12 protein-coding genes and 1 pseudogene are annotated in these 15,401 nt (G+C 68.2%); 4 read left to right on the top strand and 9 right to left on the bottom strand.

From position 1 onward, the window contains the following. Nucleotides 1-20: 20 nt before the first annotated feature. The 3 genes from TPAU_RS06865 to iolC are packed head-to-tail and all read right to left on the bottom strand — an operon-like array spanning nt 21 to nt 3,461. Entirely contained in the window at nt 21-1,556 is a 1,536-nt protein-coding gene (locus TPAU_RS06865) for a CoA-acylating methylmalonate-semialdehyde dehydrogenase (protein WP_013126033.1), read from the bottom strand. Continuing rightward, nucleotides 1,553-2,503, bottom strand: a complete 951-nt coding sequence (locus tag TPAU_RS06860) for a class I fructose-bisphosphate aldolase (RefSeq protein ID WP_013126032.1) — start codon at nt 2,501-2,503, stop codon at nt 1,553-1,555. The genes TPAU_RS06865 and TPAU_RS06860 overlap by 4 nt, the downstream gene beginning before the upstream one ends. Then, a complete protein-coding gene (gene iolC, locus TPAU_RS06855) occupies nt 2,496-3,461 on the bottom strand; it encodes a 5-dehydro-2-deoxygluconokinase (protein WP_013126031.1) in 966 nt (321 codons plus the stop codon). The genes TPAU_RS06860 and iolC overlap by 8 nt, the downstream gene beginning before the upstream one ends. Nucleotides 3,462-3,740: 279 nt before the next feature. Between iolC and TPAU_RS06850 the strand changes: the two genes are divergently transcribed. Then, the gene (locus TPAU_RS06850; RefSeq protein WP_013126030.1) at nt 3,741-4,481 is read left to right on the top strand and encodes a GntR family transcriptional regulator; all 741 of its coding nucleotides are present in this window, start codon (nt 3,741-3,743) and stop codon (nt 4,479-4,481) included. A gap of 3 nt (nt 4,482-4,484) precedes the next feature. Here TPAU_RS06850 and TPAU_RS23820 read toward each other — a convergent pair. Further along, nucleotides 4,485-5,507, bottom strand: a pseudogene (locus TPAU_RS23820) (LacI family DNA-binding transcriptional regulator). Nucleotides 5,508-5,701: 194 nt separating this feature from the next. Between TPAU_RS23820 and TPAU_RS06840 the strand changes: the two are divergent. Next, a complete protein-coding gene (locus TPAU_RS06840) occupies nt 5,702-6,586 on the top strand; it encodes a sugar phosphate isomerase/epimerase family protein (protein ID WP_013126029.1) in 885 nt (294 codons plus the stop codon). Between the two features lie 66 nt (nt 6,587-6,652). Here TPAU_RS06840 and iolG read toward each other — a convergent pair whose 3' ends face one another. The 5 genes from iolG to TPAU_RS06815 all read right to left on the bottom strand — a co-directional run bounded on the left by iolG (nt 6,653) and on the right by TPAU_RS06815 (nt 11,878). Beyond that, a complete protein-coding gene (gene iolG / locus TPAU_RS06835; RefSeq protein ID WP_013126028.1) occupies nt 6,653-7,654 on the bottom strand; it encodes an inositol 2-dehydrogenase in 1,002 nt (333 codons plus the stop codon). Between the two features lie 34 nt (nt 7,655-7,688). Further along, nucleotides 7,689-8,498 carry an ATP-binding cassette domain-containing protein gene (locus TPAU_RS06830; RefSeq protein WP_013126027.1) on the bottom strand — a complete coding sequence of 270 codons (810 nt, stop codon included), beginning with the start codon at nt 8,496-8,498 and terminating at the stop codon, nt 7,689-7,691. Between the two features lie 5 nt (nt 8,499-8,503). After that, a complete protein-coding gene (locus tag TPAU_RS06825; RefSeq protein ID WP_013126026.1) occupies nt 8,504-9,562 on the bottom strand; it encodes an ABC transporter permease in 1,059 nt (352 codons plus the stop codon). Continuing rightward, nucleotides 9,559-10,572 (bottom strand): substrate-binding domain-containing protein, encoded by a 1,014-nt coding sequence (locus TPAU_RS06820; protein WP_013126025.1) that lies wholly within the window; start codon nt 10,570-10,572, stop codon nt 9,559-9,561. The genes TPAU_RS06825 and TPAU_RS06820 overlap by 4 nt, the downstream gene beginning before the upstream one ends. A 124-nt stretch (nt 10,573-10,696) precedes the next feature. Then, entirely contained in the window at nt 10,697-11,878 is a 1,182-nt protein-coding gene (locus tag TPAU_RS06815) for a Gfo/Idh/MocA family protein (RefSeq protein ID WP_013126024.1), read from the bottom strand. Nucleotides 11,879-12,065: 187 nt separating this feature from the next. Between TPAU_RS06815 and TPAU_RS06810 the strand changes: the two genes are divergently transcribed. Then, nucleotides 12,066-14,525, top strand: coding sequence for an alpha/beta fold hydrolase (locus TPAU_RS06810; RefSeq protein ID WP_218022107.1), 2,460 nt, complete (start codon nt 12,066-12,068; stop codon nt 14,523-14,525). Continuing rightward, nucleotides 14,522-15,400: an ABC transporter permease gene (locus TPAU_RS06805; protein WP_013126022.1), complete on the top strand. Its 879-nt coding sequence runs from the start codon at nt 14,522-14,524 to the stop codon at nt 15,398-15,400. Before TPAU_RS06810 ends, TPAU_RS06805 begins: the two co-directional genes overlap by 4 nt. The last annotated feature ends 1 nt before the right edge of the window (nt 15,401 follow it).

Below are 15,401 nucleotides of genomic sequence, written 5' to 3'. Positions count from 1 at the left end.
CAATTCCTCCTCGAAGGGCGTCAGTCGTTCTGCGGGAAGCCGAGATTGATGCCGCCGCCCTGAGCGGAGGCGGCGACGGTGGCCCGCTCGCCCGGGTCGGTCCATCGAGTTGTGACCGCCTTCAGCGCGGTGAAGAACTTCACACCCTCGGCTCCATGTGCCTTGGTGTCGCCGAACATGGACTCTTTCCAGCCACCGAAGCTGAAGGTGGCCACCGGCACCGGTATCGGCACGTTGACGCCGATCATGCCCACCTTGATCTCGCGCTGGAAGCGCCGCGCGGCGCCGCCGTCGTTGGTGAAGATCGCGGTGCCGTTGCCGAAGGAACCCGCGTTGATCAGCTCCACACCCTCCTCGTAGGAGTTCACCCGGACCACGGCCAGAACAGGACCGAAGATCTCCTCGGTGTACACCCGCGAGCCGGTGGGTACGCGATCGATCAGGGAGGGGCCGAGCCAGAATCCCTCGGGCGCACCGTCGGGCCGCACCGAGCGCCCGTCGACCACGATGGTGGCGCCGTCTTCGGCGGCGATGTCGAGGTAGGAGGCCACCTTGTCGCGGTGCGTGCGGGTCACGAGCGGGCCCATATCGCAGCCTCGACGGCCATCGCCGATACGCAGTGCACTCATCCGCTCGGTGATCTTCTCGACCAGCGCATCGGCAACGGGCTCGACCACGACGGCCACGGAGATGGCCATGCACCGCTCCCCCGCTGATCCGAAGCCCGCGTTGATCGCGGCATCGGCAGTGAGGTCGAGGTCGGCGTCGGGGAGCACGAGCATGTGATTCTTCGCACCGCCGAGGGCCTGCACGCGCTTACCGTACTTGGCACCGGTCTCGTAGACGTACTTGGCGATGGGGGTGGAGCCGACGAACGAGATCGCCGCGACGTCGGGGTGAGCGAGCAGGCCGTCGACGGCCTCCTTGTCGCCGTTGAGCACGGTGAAGACTCCCCCGGGAAGCCCCGCCTCGCGCCACAACTCGGCCATCCAGATCGCCGCCGAGGGGTCTTTCTCGCTGGGTTTGAGCACCACGGCGTTACCGGCGGCGATGGCGATCGGAAAGAACCAGGCGGGCACCATGGCGGGGAAGTTGAACGGACTGATGACGCCGACCACCCCGAGCGGCTGGCGGACCGAGTGGACATCGACGCCGGCCGAAACCTGTTCGCTGAACTCGCCCTTGAGGTGATGCGCGAGACCGCAGGCGAATTCGACGACTTCTTGGCCGCGGCTGATCTCACCGAGGGCATCGGAGAGAACCTTGCCGTGTTCGGCCGTGATGATCTCGGCGAGTTCGGGCTTGCGGGCCTCGAGGAGTTCGCGGAAACGGAACAGCACCGACTGTCTACGGGCGAGGGAAAGCTCGGCCCACTGCTCCTGCGCCTTGCGTGCGGAGGCGATCGCGGCGGCGATCTCAGTAGCGTCCGCAAGCGCGACCCGCTTGGTGACGATGCCGAGCGCGGGGTCGTAGACGTCAGCGGTGCGGCCGCCCGCGGACGGGTAGGGGGCGCCGTCGATCCAGTGCGGGACGAGGGGCAGTTCGGTGGTTGTCATCGAGTGCTCTTTTCGGATGCGTCGGTCGGAGTAGATCGGGCGCCGTGGACCAGGGCCGCGGCGGTATCGACGGCGGCGACGACGTCGCCGTCGGAGGGGTACAGCAGGGTCCGGCCCACCACGAGGCCGTGCACACCCGGGAGTCCGAGCGCCGCCGACCAGGAGGCGTACACGGAATCCGGATCACCCGCCGGGTCGCCGCCGAGTAACAGGGTGGGGAGGGTCGTCGCCGCCATCACGCGTTCCATGTCGTCGACCACGGGGAGCTTGAGCCAGCTGTAGGCGGAGGTGCTCCCCAGACCACTGGCGATCGCGATGGAGGAGATCACCGCATCGGTGCTGAGGTCGTTGACGATCCGGCCCTCGCTCCAGCGGCTGAGGAAGGGCTCCAACATGATCGGCAATCGGGCCGTGGCCGCCTCCGTGACGGCCCGCGCAGTGGCTTCCAGCGTGGTCGCGGTGCCGGCGTCCTCGAGGTTGATGCGCACCAGCAGTTTGGCGAAATCGAGGCCGTCGCGGCGCATGGTCGGCACGTCGTACGAGGTGTAGCGATCGTCCATCTCGAACGCGGCGCCACGCAGGCCGCCGCGATTCATCGAGCCGACCACGATCTTGTCGTCCAGGACGCCGAGCAGAGCGAGGTCCTCGATCACGTCGGGCGTGCCGAGCACACCGTCCACGCCGGGCCGGGAGACGGCGAGCGCGAGCCGCTGCAGCAGTTCGTAGCGGTCCGCCATCGCCAACGGATCGCGGCCGACACCGAGTGCACCGCGGGCGGGATGGTCGGCGGCCACGATCAGCAGCCGCTTGTCGCCTCGCACGAGCGGACGACGCCGGCGAGCGGCGAGCACCTCTGCGATGGCATCCGGAGTCTCCAGGCGCGCAGCGCGCAGCCGTTCGAAGTCGCCGGGCCCGAGCGGGGCCGCTGCGATGCGCGCATCAGACATGGTCACGCTCCAGATCGTCGAGGACGTCCGCTACCTCGGCGGTGGTGGGCATGGCCGTGGAGCATTCCCGGCGGGAGGCGACGATCGCGCCCGCGATGTTCGCGAAGCGGAGCGCGCGTTCGAGCGGCCAGTCGGCCAGGAGTCCGTGACATATCGCCCCGCCGAAGCCGTCGCCGGCACCCAGCCCGTTGACCACCTCCACCGGGTAGGGCGACACCTCGACCCGCTCGTCGCGAGTCTTGGCGAGCACTCCGCGCGGCCCCTGCTTGACGATGGCGAGCTCGACCCCCCGGTCGAGAAGGGCGTCGGCCGCGCGCTCCGGTTCGCTCTCGCCGACGGCGATGGCGCACTCCTCACGGTTGCCGACGGCCACCGTCACGTGTTCGAGGGCGCGGCCCACTTCGGCGCTCGCCGACGCAGCCGACTCCCAGAACATGGGCCGGTAGTCGAGGTCGAGGATGGTGAGCGGGGCGCGGCCCCGGGCACGCCACGCCGCATGATGGGCCGATCTGCTGGGCTCGCGGGAGAGACCGGTGACAGTGGCCCAGAAGATCCGCGCATCGCCGATCGCGGGCAGGTCGAGTGCATCGCCGTCGATCATCAGGTCGGGCGCGATCGGATCGCGATAGAAGTACAGGGGGAAGTCGTCGGGCGGGAAGATCTCACAGAACGTGACCGGGGTGTTGAGTCCGCTCACGGTTCCCACGTACCGATCGTCCACGCCGAGCCGACGCAGTTCGGTGTGAACGAATCGACCGAACGGGTCCGCGCCGGTCGCGGTGATCACCGCGGACGAGTGGCCGTGCCGCGCTGCGGCGACGGCCACGTTGGTGGCGCTCCCGCCGAGGTACTTGCCGAAAGTCTGCACCTCGTCGAGCCCCACACCGTCCTGCAGCGGGTAGATGTCGACGCCGACGCGGCCGAGAGTGATGAGGTCGAACGGTGCGCCGGTGGTCATGTGCGACTCCTCCAGAGGGTGTGCCGTGATGCGATGCAGCTCACTCTAACCCATATGTCCTGTCATATAAACATCAATCGTTGAGAATTCTCACGATGCACTGTGAACTGCGCACTTCCCGAGCGCGGCGGTGGCCTCGACGGCGCGTCGGGCGCATCGCATGGAACTATTCGACCGTCATGTGCTGACATATGGTCTCATAGTGTGAAAGAGATTTTGTCCTCACATGGAGCGTTCAGGCCCCGGATAATTCCCGCGGTCTGACCTAGACTCATCCCCATGTCGCAGGCCGCCGTCTCCGTCGAGCTGGATCGCACCAGTCCGGTGCCGTTGTACTACCAACTGGCGCAGGCTCTCGAGCAGTCGATCCTGGACGGCCGCCTGGTGCCCGGAGACCGCATCGAGAACGAGATCGACCTGGCCAAGCGGCTGAGCCTGTCCCGACCCACAGCCCGACAGGCGATCCAGGCTCTCGTCGACAAGGGACTCCTGGTACGCAAGCGCGGGGTGGGAACCCAGGTGGTCCGCAACGAGGTGCACCGCGCCGTCGAGCTCACCAGCCTGTACGAAGATCTCGTCGCCGCGGGACAGCGACCGTCGACGGTGCTGCTGGACTACCGTCTCGGCCGCGCCGACGAGGAGGTCGCCGATGAGCTCGGTATCGAGCACGACGCCCAGGTGGTGTCCATCCGCCGGCTGCGCAGCGCCGATGACGTACCGCTCGCGATCCTGACCAATCACCTCCCCGCGGAGCTCGCCCCGGCACCGGACGAACTCCAAGCCAAGGGGCTCTACCAGTGCCTCCGCGGTCGCGGCATCACGATCGCGCACGCGCAGCAGCGGATCGGCGCCCGGATCTCCGCCGGCGACGAGGCCGATCTGCTCGACGAACAGCCCGGCGAAGCGGTCCTCACCATGCAGCGCGTCGCGTTCAACGAAGTGGGCACCGCCATCGAACTGGGGCGTCACGTCTACCGCGCCTCACGGTACTTCTTCGACGTCTCGGTCTTCAGTAGGTGATCCTCACAGCCCCACCAGATTCGGTGGGGTCGCGATCTGGATCGCCGTGGGACGCGGACGCTGCTCACCGGGAATCGCACCGTGGTAGGCCATCACCGCGTACGCGGCTTGCCGCAGATCGGTGCGCAGGTCATGGTGCAGCAAGGCGGTGATCCGCCCCGCCATCAGGAGTTCCCGATTCGACTCGGCGAGATCGTGACCGATGTACGCCCGGTATCCGCGGCCGACTTCGTCGAAGGCCGCGATCACGCCGCGATTCCCGCCGCCGGGGGTGTACACCGCGGCGATCTCGGGCTCATCGGCCAGTACCTCGGCGACGGCTCGGCGGCAAACCTCGTCTGATCCCGCGGTGTTCGGCACCTCGATCACCGTGCGGTCCGGATCGGTGCGCCGGATCTCGCTGCGGAAGCCCATCTCCCGTTCCTCCTCACCTCGGAACTGCTCACCGCCGGTCACGACGAGGTGCGCCCCGGGTCGCGCGCCCACCGACAACGCCGTGAGGTACGCGGCGGTGGCCCCCGCCGCGCGGTTGTCCATACCGACTTACGCGATCCGGGTACTCGCCGGTACGTCGCTCACTACCGTGATCACCGGAATCCGCTGCGTCGTCAGCCGATCGATCGCCTCGGCGACCTCCGGCAGGTCCGGGGCCTTGAGAACGACGGCGTGACTTCCCCTGCGAGCCAGCGCATCCAACTGCGCGACGAGCTCGTCCACCGGCCACTTCTCCCGGATGTGGTACCGCGCCCGGAACACTGCGGGGCGCAGGGTCGGCAGCTCCGATTCGAGGGCCGCGCGAGTCAGAGTCGAGAACCGCCGCGGTGTCTCCATCACCACGTCCAGCATGAACCGTCGCCCTGATAACCGCAGCTGCGTGCGCTGACGATCGAGGTCGGCGATCGCCTGGCGGACCTGTTCCGCGGTGCCCGTTCGCACCCCAGGTCGACCATGCAGCACGCGATCGACCGTGGCCTCACTGACGCCGGCCTGCTGTGCGATCTCGCGGATCGGATACGGATGGGGCACGGATGGATTCCTTACTGTTCGACCCCATCATTCTGATGGGTATTTGATGGATTTGTGGGGTGTTTCTCCGGCTCCGAGTTGGCACGATCGACATGCGGGCACCACCGGATCTCACCGCCGGACGATCGCCCGGACCTGTGCCGGCGGGGTCGAACGCACACTGCCTCCCATGCCTTCGAGAGACGAGACCGACGATGATCGACCTACCCATCCGCCTCGCCGCCGCCCCGATCTCCTGGGGCGTGTGCGAGGTACCCGACTGGGGCTACCAGTTGTCGGCCGAGCGGGTGCTCGGCGACATGCGCGAACTCGGATTCACCGCCACCGAGACTGGACCAGACGGCTTCCTCCCGGCCGATCCTCCGGCCCTGCGCGACGCTCTGGCGGGCTACGGCCTCAGCTGCGTGGGGGGTTTCATCCCGACGGTGCTGCACGACCCGGACCACGATCCGCTCCCCGACCTACTCATGGCGGTGGACCGGATCGTCGCCGTCGGCGGCGAGGTCGCGGTGCTCGCCGCGGCGACCGGCAACGCCGGATACGACGCCCGTCCCACACTCGATGACGCCGGCTGGGAGACGCTGCTGCGCAACCTCGATCGGTTGGCGGGCGCCGCACGCGAGCGCGGAGTGGAGGCCGCGCTGCATCCCCACGTGGGCACCATGATCGAACAGAGACCGGAAGTGCTGCGGGTGATCGAGGGCTCCACGGTCCCGCTCTGCCTGGACACCGGTCACCTCCTCGCCGGCGGGACCGACCCGATCGAGGTGGTCGCGCTCGCCGCGCACCGTGTGCGCCTGGTACACCTCAAGGACGTGCGTGCCGAACTCGCCGCCGCGGTGCGGCGCGGTGAGTACACCTACACCGCGGCCGTGCGCGCCGGGATGTACACACCGCTCGGTGCGGGCGATGTGGATATCGCGGCGATCATCGCCGGTCTCACCGCGGTCGGGTACGACGGCTGCTACGTGCTCGAACAGGACACCATCCTCGACGCCGAAGCCGATGGAGACGGCGCCATGCGCGATGTCGCGGCATCGATCGCGTACCTGCGGACGGTGTGTTCGACATCGGCGTGACGACGAGCCGAAAGGCTCGGGCCCGGGAGTTGTTGACCCGGGCCCGAGCCTTCTCGTCGATTCCACTCAGCGTCGCAGGTGCACGATCTCCCCGGCCCGCAGAGACCGTGCCGCGGCATCGGCGAGAGCCAGCGCAGCGCGGCCGTCACCGAACCCTGGTTCCGCGGGCTCGCCGGATCGGGTCATATCGATGAAGGCGTCGAGTTCGGCACGGTACGCCGGCGTGTAGCGATCGAGGAAGAAGTCGTGGATACGTCCGCGGGTATCGGTCCGGTCCGGTCCGGAGAACTGGACGGAGGTGGCCCGCTGATTGGTGACGTTCAGGGCACCGCGCGCGCCGAAAGCCTCGAGACGCTGGTCGTAGCCGTACGCACACCGTCGGGAGTTGGTGATCGTAGCCAGTTCGCCGCCGATTCCGCGCAGGGCGACCACTGCACCGTCGATGTCCCCCGCAGCGCGGATCTCGTCCGAGACCAGGTTCGCCCCGAGCGCGGACACCGACACCACCTTGCCCAAGAAGAACCGGGCCAGATCGAAGTCGTGAATCATCATGTCGCGGAACAGACCACCGGATCCGCGGACGTAATCCGCGGGCGGCGGCGCAGGATCGCGGCTGATGATCGTGAGCTGCTCCAGCCGGCCGATCTCGCCGGCGGCCACACGGCGCCGAACCTCGGCGAAGGACGGGTCGAACCGGCGGTTGAACCCGAGCATGACGCGGTCCGTGAGGTCACCGAGATCGGCGCGGCAGGCATCGACCCGCTCGATGTCGAGATCGATCGGCTTCTCGCACAACACCGTCTTGCCCGCACGCACCGCACGGGTGAGCAGATCGATATGGGTCGATGTCGGCGACGCCACGATCACGGCGTCCACGTCATCCGCGGCGAGCACATGCTCGACCTCAGTAGTCCACTCCGCCGCGTAGCGCTCGCCGACGTCCTTCGCCGCGGCCGCGACGGGGTCGAAGACCCGCACCAGGCGCGACCGGTCGTTGGCAGCGACCGAATCCGCATGCACCCGGCCGATCCTGCCGCAGCCGATCACCGCGATCCCGGTGGTATTCATCGTTCTCCTCGCTCGGGCCGAACAGCCCGTCCGTTCACTTGCGGAGCTCGTGGCTCAGGGTTTCGAGTTCATCGCCGCCGGCCATCTGCTGGGTGAGGCGGTCGAGCGAGATCTCGTCGTAGGTGCAGTCGAGCTTCTGCCGTCCCCGATTGAGCAACACGAAATGGTCGCCCACGAGGTGCGCGTGGTGCGGGTTGTGGGTGATGAACACGACTCCGAATCCCTGGTCGCGGGCAGCGGTGATGTACCGCAGCACCATTCCGGACTGCTTCACGCCCAGCGCGGCGGTCGGCTCATCCAGGATCAGCACCCGCGCACCGAAGTAGATGGCACGAGCGATCGCGACGCACTGCCGCTGACCGCCCGAGAGCGAACTGATGGGGGCGTCCACGTCGGGCAGATCGATGCCCATCTTGAACAGTTCCTCTTTCGTTGTCGCTCGCATGGCCTGCACATCGAGCGAGCGAAGGAACCCGGAGCGCATCTCCTGGCCGAGGAAGAAGTTCCGCCACACCGGCATCAGACCCACCACGGCGAGATCCTGGTAGACGGTGGCGATCCCCTTCTCCAGGGCGTCCTTCGGTGATTCCAGGCGGGTGGGCTCGCCATCGACCAGCACCTCGCCCTCGGACTGCTGGTGCAGGCCCGCCATGATCTTGATCAGCGTGGACTTACCGGCGCCGTTGTCGCCGAGTACACAGGTGACCTCACCCGCATGCACGCGCAGGTTGATTCCCTTGAGCGCGATGATGTTCCCGTAGCTCTTGCCGACGTCTCGCAGTTCGATGAGCGGTACACCGGGCGGCTCGGTGCCGAGGACGATCTCGTCGTTGTCCGTGGTCATATCGGTTACCTCTTCGCAGCGAAGTTACGGAAGGCGTTGTTGGCGATCACCGCGAACAGCAGCATGACGCCGAGGAAGAACTTGAACCAGTCGGGATTCCAGCCCGCGTACACGATGCCCTGATTGACCATCCCGAAGATGAAGGCACCGACGGCGGCCCCCACTGCCGTGCCGTAGCCGCCCGTGAGCAGGCAGCCGCCGATCACTGCGGCGATGATGTAGAGGAACTCGTTGCCCACCCCCTGGCCGGACTGCACGGTATCGAAGGCGTACAGCAGGTGCTGTCCCACGAACCAGGCGCACAAGCCCACGAACATGAACATGCCGATCTTCACCTTCGTCACCGGCACCCCGACCGCGCGGGCGGAGTCCTGATTGCCGCCCACCGCGAAGATCCAGTTGCCCACCCGGGTCCGCATCAGCACGTAGGTGGCGACCGCGGTGAACAGCAGCCACCAGAACACCGTGATCTTCACATTCACACCGAAGACGCTGATCGTCGAGGCGAACAGGGACCGAGCCGATTCGAAGCCCTGCATATCGGCCACGGTCGGGGTGGCGACCTGACCGGTCACCAGCTTCGTGACCGCCAGATTGATCCCGGTGATCATGAGGAAGGACGCCAGTGTGATGAGGAAGCTGGGGATCTTGGTCCGCATCACCATGTAGCCGTTGAACAGCCCGACCGCCAACGAGAGCGCCAGTGCGAGGAGCGACCCCACCCAGGTGTTCAGATGCAGGTTGTAGGCCAGCATCGATGCCGCCAGGGACGAGAAGGTGACCGCGACGCCGGTCGAGAGGTCGAACTCTCCACCGATCATCAGCACCGCCACGCCGCACGCCATGATGCCGATGGTCGAGCTGGCGTAGAGCACCGTCGCGAACGCCTCGGGGCTGCGGAAGGGCGGCGCGACCACGAGGAAGAAGACGAAGATCGCGATCGCGCCGATCAGCGCCCCCACTTCGGGCCGCACGATCAACCGCTGCAGCGCCTTCTGCTTCTTGACCCGCTCGTCGGTGACGGGTGCACTGCCCGCCGCGTCCACTTCCTGATCTGTCGTCATCGGGTACCCGCCTTGGCGAGCTCGGCGACCGCGTCGACGTTGCCCTTGTCGATGAACGCCGGTCCGGTGGAAACCGCCTGGCCGCCACCGATGGTGTTGCGGTTGGTGAGGTAGAGCCACAGGGAATCGACCGCGAGATACCCCTGGAGGTACGGCTGCTGGTCGACCGCCCAGGCCACGTCGCCGCTGCGAATCGCGTCGATCATCGCGGCATTGGTATCGAAGGAGACGATCGCGGCCTTGCTCGGGGTACCGGCGCGGGCCTTCGCGGCGCCCAGCGCGAAGGGCGCCCCCAGCGCGACGATCCGGTCGATCGACGGGTCCTGTTGCAGCTTCGCCGTGAGCTTGGATTGCACATCGGACATGTCCTCACCGTTGACGTTGAGGTTCTCCACCGTGCCGCCGGAGAATCCCGACTTGACACCGGCGCAGCGCGATTCGAGCTGTACCTGCCCTTGCTGATGGATCACGCAGATCGCCTTCTTGGCGCCTTCGCGCGTGAGCTTGTCGCCCACCGCACGGCCCGCCGTGACCTCGTCCTGACCGAAGTACTGTCCGATACCCATGCCCTGGTACTCGGCGAAGCCTGCGTTGAGCGCCACCACCGGGATACCCGCCTTGGTCGCCGCCGCGACAGCGGGCGCCATCGCACTGGGTGTGGCCAACGTGACCGCGATCCCGTCCACCTTCGCGTCGACAGCGCTCTGCACGAGATTGGCTTGATTGGGTGCCTGCGGATCGTTCGAGTAACGCAGAGTGATGTTGCCCTTGCGCGCCGCCATCTCGGCACCCTTGCGCACGAGGTCCCAGAAGGTGTCGCCGGGCTGCTGATGCGTGACCATCGCGATGGTCAGGCGTTTGGTGCCCGATGAACCGACCGCGCCGCCACCGTCGCCGGTCTCCCGAGGCGCACCGCCGGTACTCGAGCAGCCCGAAACGGCCACGACGACGGCCAAACCCGCCGCGGTGACGGAGATCAGCCCCCGGAACCGACCCGTGGTCTTCAACATGTCTGTCCTTTCGACCTCGCGGATGAGCCGACCCACCCACTGCAGTGAATGTAGTACAGATCACACGCCGTCACTAGAGTTTGTTCAGACATATGCACATTCGCGACAATCGCGGTCCGTCCGGTCACAGGGAGACCCACCTGCCTGCGGCGACCGACTCGGTCATGGCATCGACGACGCGAGCGCTGTACACGGCGTCGGCCGCCGTGGCGCCCTCGGGGACGCCCGTCACGATCGACCGCAGGAAGCACTGCGCTTCGATCACCTTGAGATCGTCATAACTCATCGGGTTCGCCGCGCCCGGCTGGAAAGCCGCGAAGTCGCCGCTCCCGGGTCCGATGTACACGGTGGAGACCGATTGATCCTGATAGGCGCTGCCCAACGAGGTTTCCAACTCGCCCATCCGGCGGTAGTCCCAGCGCACCATCCCGCTGGTTCCGTGCACCTCGAAGCCGTACGAATTCTGCTCGCCCACCGCGACGCGGCTGGCTTCCACGACGCACCGCGCACCGGAGGCCAGGCGGAGCTGCGCTGCGGCGTAATCATCGTTCTCGACCCGGCCGCGTGCGCCCCCGGCGGCCACCCGCTGATGCCCCGAGGTGGCCCCCGCAGGCACGGCTCGCTCGGGGATGAAGACCGCGGAATCGGCGACCAGGGCATCGATGTCGCCGAGCAGGTGCCGCACCAGGTCCACGCCGTGCGAACCGAGATCGCCGAGCACCCCGTTACCACCGCGGTCGCGCTGGTAGCGCCAGGTGAGCGCACCGTCGGGATGGGCGGCGTAATCGCTGAAGAAGCGGAACCGGGCATGCGTCACCGCCCCGATCGCGCCGTCGGCGATGAGGTCGCGCGCGGCACGCACCGCGGGCGCATTGCGGTAGTTGAAGCCGACCGCGGTCATCCGCCCGGCCGCGGTCGCCGCGTCGGCCACCGCGCGAGCATCGTCGGCGGTGAGCCCCACCGGCTTCTCGATCCACAGGTGCTTACCCGCCGCCAGGACCGCGGTTCCGATCTCCCGATGCAGGAAGTTCGGGGCAGTGACCGACACGGCCTCAACGGCGGGATCGGCGACCACCTCGCGCCAATCGGTGTACGCCCGCTCGGCTCCGAACTGCTCCGCGAACTGCGCAGCTCTGCCGGAGACATCGTCGGCGAGCGCCACGAGCACCGCGCGGGCGGGCCCCTCGGGGTAGTGGTGCGAGACGCGGGCGTAGGCCTGGGCGTGCACCCGGCCCATCCAGCCCATACCGATCACGGCGACGCGCACCGGTCGCGGCGTACCGTCCTGGCGGATCGATTCGGTCATAGGACACCTCCGTGGTGGGGTCGATCGGGATCGTTGCCGCCCATCGTGGCAGACATGTGCACGCTAGCGATCAATTGTCCGAACATTATTTCAAAATCGCGACACCTCCCTCGCGTCGGTGCTGGGCTCCCGGGTACCCAGTCCGAGCACCCGGCCTCCCCTGCTCGATTCGACCTATCCTGGGGCGGTGCCGAGACCACGCGTGCCCCGCGCCGCCTTGTTCGGCCGTCGATCCACCACCGCCGCCGCGTTGATCGCGGTCGTGCTGCTGGTCGGCGGTCTGATGTTCGCCTGCTCGCCGGAACGCGGACCGTCGGTCCGGCAGACCGACGCGATGATCGATGGTGCCGGGGTGGCCTTGGACACCTCCTTCTTCGTGCCCGACGGGGCCACCGGCCCGCTTCCTGCGGTGTTGCTGGCCCACGGTTTCGGCGGTTCGAAGAACGATGTCGCCGCGGAGGCGAAGCAACTCGCCGCCGACGGGTACGCGGTCCTGACGTACACGGCCCGTGGATTCGGCGCATCGACCGGACGGGTCGGGCTCGACTCCCCGGACGGCGAGGTCGCCGATGCCCGCAAGCTGCTCGACTGGCTCGGCACCCGCGCTGAGGTGCGGCAGGACGGCCCCGGGGATCCGCGGGTGGGTGTCGCGGGCGGTAGCTACGGCGGCGCCCTCGCCCTCCTGCTCGCCGGGCACGACCGCCGCGTCGACGCGATCGCTCCGCGCATCACCTATTGGAATCTCGAGCAGGCGTTGTTCCCGGGTGGGGTGTACAAGAAGCAATGGGCGGGCATCCTGTTCACCATGGGCGGCGGCTGCGGCAAGTTCGAACCCACCGTGTGCGAGATGTACACCCGCGTCGCACAAGGCGGGGCACTGACCGACGCCGACCGCGCACTGCTCGCCGCCCGCAGCCCGGCGTCCGTCGGCGAGGCGATCCGCGTTCCGACGTATCTCGCCCAGGGCGAGACGGATTCGTTGTTCCCCCTCGACCACGCCGACGAGGCCGCGCGGCGGATCGCTGCCAACGGTGCACCCGTCGCGATGGACTGGATCGCCGGCGGACACGACGGCGGAGATCAGGAGAGCGCCCGGGTCGACGCCCGTACCCGCGACTGGTTCGACCGCTATCTCAAGGGGGAGGACGCCCCCGCGGTGCCCGCCTACCAGGTGACGCGCGCGGGCGGCATCGATTCCGAGACGGGCACGCAGGCGCTGCGTTCCGCCACCACCGACCGGTACCCCGGAATCGGGGGAAGCACCTCACGCACCGTCGAGGTGACCGGCGAGCCGCAGACCGCGGAGAATCCGCCCGGCGGTGCGCCCCCGTCGATCTCGGGCGTACCCGGTCTCGGTGGAAGCCTCGGTGCGGCGGGGGCACTGCTCGGTTCGGCCGGTCTCTCCCGCGACCTCCCAGCCCAGTCCGCTGCGTTCGAGTCCGCACCCCTCGACGCGAATCTGACGGTGACGGGCGCACCGTCGATCACGATCAAGGTCGATTCCGCAGCCCCCGACGCGGTCCTCTTCGCCAAGCTGTACGACGTGAGTCCGGAGGGCTCACACGTGCTGCCGCAGCAACTAGCGGCGCCCATCCGTATCCCACTGACCAACGGCAGCGCCACCACCACGGTCCGCCTGCCCGTGATCGACCACGAATTCGACGCCGGACACCGCCTGCGGGTGTCGTTCTCGACGACCGATCTCGGCTATCTGTCGCCGAACGCCTCTGCGGCGTACACGATCTCGGCGACCGGCCCACTGACGGTGCCCGAGGTTCCCGCGCTGGTGTCCGCCGCGCGCCCGCTCCCCACCTGGGTATGGGCGCTGCCGGTCATCGCCCTTGCCGCAGCCGCGGCGCTGGTCCTGGTCGGGCGCCGGCGTACTCCCGCCGCGGCCGACCCCGACCTCCGCGACGTCGCACTGCAGATCACCGGGCTCTCGAAGAAGTACGCCGGCGGCGACGGCTACAGCGTCCGTGACGTGACGTTCCGCGTGGACCGCGGTCAGGTGCTCGGCCTGTTGGGCCCCAACGGCGCCGGCAAGACCACCACCCTGCGCATGCTGATGGGCCTGATCACCCCCGACGAGGGTGAGATCCGCGTGTTCGGGCATGTGATTCGGCCCGGCGCGCCGGTGCTCTCCCGGGTCGGCGCCTTCGTCGAAGGGGCAGGGTTCCTTCCGCACCTGTCGGGCCGGGCGAATCTCGACCTGTACTGGCGTGCGACGGGACGGCCGATCGAAGACGCACACTTCGAGGAAGCGCTCGCGATCGCGGATCTCGGTTCCGCGCTGGAACGTCCGGTGCGCACGTACTCCCAGGGCATGCGGCAGCGCCTCGCCATCGCGCAGGCGATGCTCGGCCTGCCCGACGTTCTGGTACTCGACGAGCCCACCAACGGGCTCGACCCTTCACAGATCCGCGAGATGCGGGCCGCCATCGTTCGATACGGTGACACCGGCCGCACCGTGATCGTCTCCAGCCACCTGCTCGCCGAGGTCGAGCAGACCTGCACCCACGTGGTGGTGCTGCGGCGCGGGCGGCTGATCGCGGCCGGCACCGTGGACCAGATCGTGCACGCGGACGGCCCCGGCGCGCCACGCAGCCTCGAAGACGCCTTCCTCCAGCTGACGGGTGGTGACGAATGACCGCACAGGCCGATTCCGTGACGGCACACGACGGGGCTGCCACGGGATACTCCCCTGGGCGCACGCTGACGGTGCGGGTGGAACTGGCGCGCCAGTTCCGGCGACGCCGGACTCTGGTGATGGCCGCGCTGCTGGCAGCGCTGCCCATCGTGCTCATCGTGGCGCTCGCCGTGGGCAGCGACGATGAAGGACGGCGCGGCGGGCGACCCTCGATGTTCGATGTCGCCACGGCGTCCGGACTGAACCTGACCGCGACGGTGCTCATCGCGGGAACCGGCTTCCTGCTGGTGATCCCGGTGGCACTGTTCTTCGGCGATGCGATCGCCTCGGAAGCCGACTGGTCGTCGCTGCGATACCTACTGGCGGCCCCGGTCCCCCGCACCCGACTGCTGATCACCAAGGCGATCGTGGCGCTGATCCTGTCGGTGGCGGCGGTCGCACTGCTCACCGCGGTCGCGGTGATCGCGGGAACGATCGCCTACGGCTGGGGCCCGCTCCAATCGCCCACGGGTACCTCGCTCCCCGCGGGCGAGGCGCTGTGGCGACTCCTCGCCGCCGCGGCCTTCATCATCGGCTCGGAACTCGCCACCGCCGGTCTGGCGCTGTGGCTCTCGACCCGCACCGATGCACCGCTCGCAGCCGTCGGTGGTGCGGTCGGCCTCACCGTGATCGGCAGCGTGCTCGATCAAGTCACCGCCCTGGGCGGGCTTCGGGCCGCGCTGCCCGCACACTGGCAGTACGCCTGGACCGATCTGCTCCAGCCTTCGATCGAGTGGGCGGGTATGGCACAGGGCCTGTCCCTCTCGGTGAGTATCGCGGTGATCTTCCTCGCACTCGCGGTGCGCGGCTTCCGCTCCAAGGACATCGTGAGCTGAC

It is taken from the genome of Tsukamurella paurometabola DSM 20162 (assembly GCF_000092225.1).
GTDB lineage: Bacteria > Actinomycetota > Actinomycetes > Mycobacteriales > Mycobacteriaceae > Tsukamurella > Tsukamurella paurometabola.
The sequence above is the reverse complement of the archived record's forward strand: the minus strand, read 5'-3'. Positions and strand labels throughout refer to the sequence as shown.

Coding starts and splice junctions, on each gene's coding strand:
- TPAU_RS06865 (WP_013126033.1), bottom strand. CDS start 1,556: ATGACAACCACCGAACTGCCCCTCGTCCCGCACTGGATCGACGGCGCC.
- TPAU_RS06860 (WP_013126032.1), bottom strand. CDS start 2,503: ATGTCTGATGCGCGCATCGCAGCGGCCCCGCTCGGGCCCGGCGACTTC.
- iolC (WP_013126031.1), bottom strand. CDS start 3,461: ATGACCACCGGCGCACCGTTCGACCTCATCACTCTCGGCCGCGTCGGC.
- TPAU_RS06850 (WP_013126030.1), top strand. CDS start 3,741: ATGTCGCAGGCCGCCGTCTCCGTCGAGCTGGATCGCACCAGTCCGGTG.
- TPAU_RS06840 (WP_013126029.1), top strand. CDS start 5,702: ATGATCGACCTACCCATCCGCCTCGCCGCCGCCCCGATCTCCTGGGGC.
- iolG (WP_013126028.1), bottom strand. CDS start 7,654: ATGAATACCACCGGGATCGCGGTGATCGGCTGCGGCAGGATCGGCCGG.
- TPAU_RS06830 (WP_013126027.1), bottom strand. CDS start 8,498: ATGACCACGGACAACGACGAGATCGTCCTCGGCACCGAGCCGCCCGGT.
- TPAU_RS06825 (WP_013126026.1), bottom strand. CDS start 9,562: ATGACGACAGATCAGGAAGTGGACGCGGCGGGCAGTGCACCCGTCACC.
- TPAU_RS06820 (WP_013126025.1), bottom strand. CDS start 10,572: ATGTTGAAGACCACGGGTCGGTTCCGGGGGCTGATCTCCGTCACCGCG.
- TPAU_RS06815 (WP_013126024.1), bottom strand. CDS start 11,878: ATGACCGAATCGATCCGCCAGGACGGTACGCCGCGACCGGTGCGCGTC.
- TPAU_RS06805 (WP_013126022.1), top strand. CDS start 14,522: ATGACCGCACAGGCCGATTCCGTGACGGCACACGACGGGGCTGCCACG.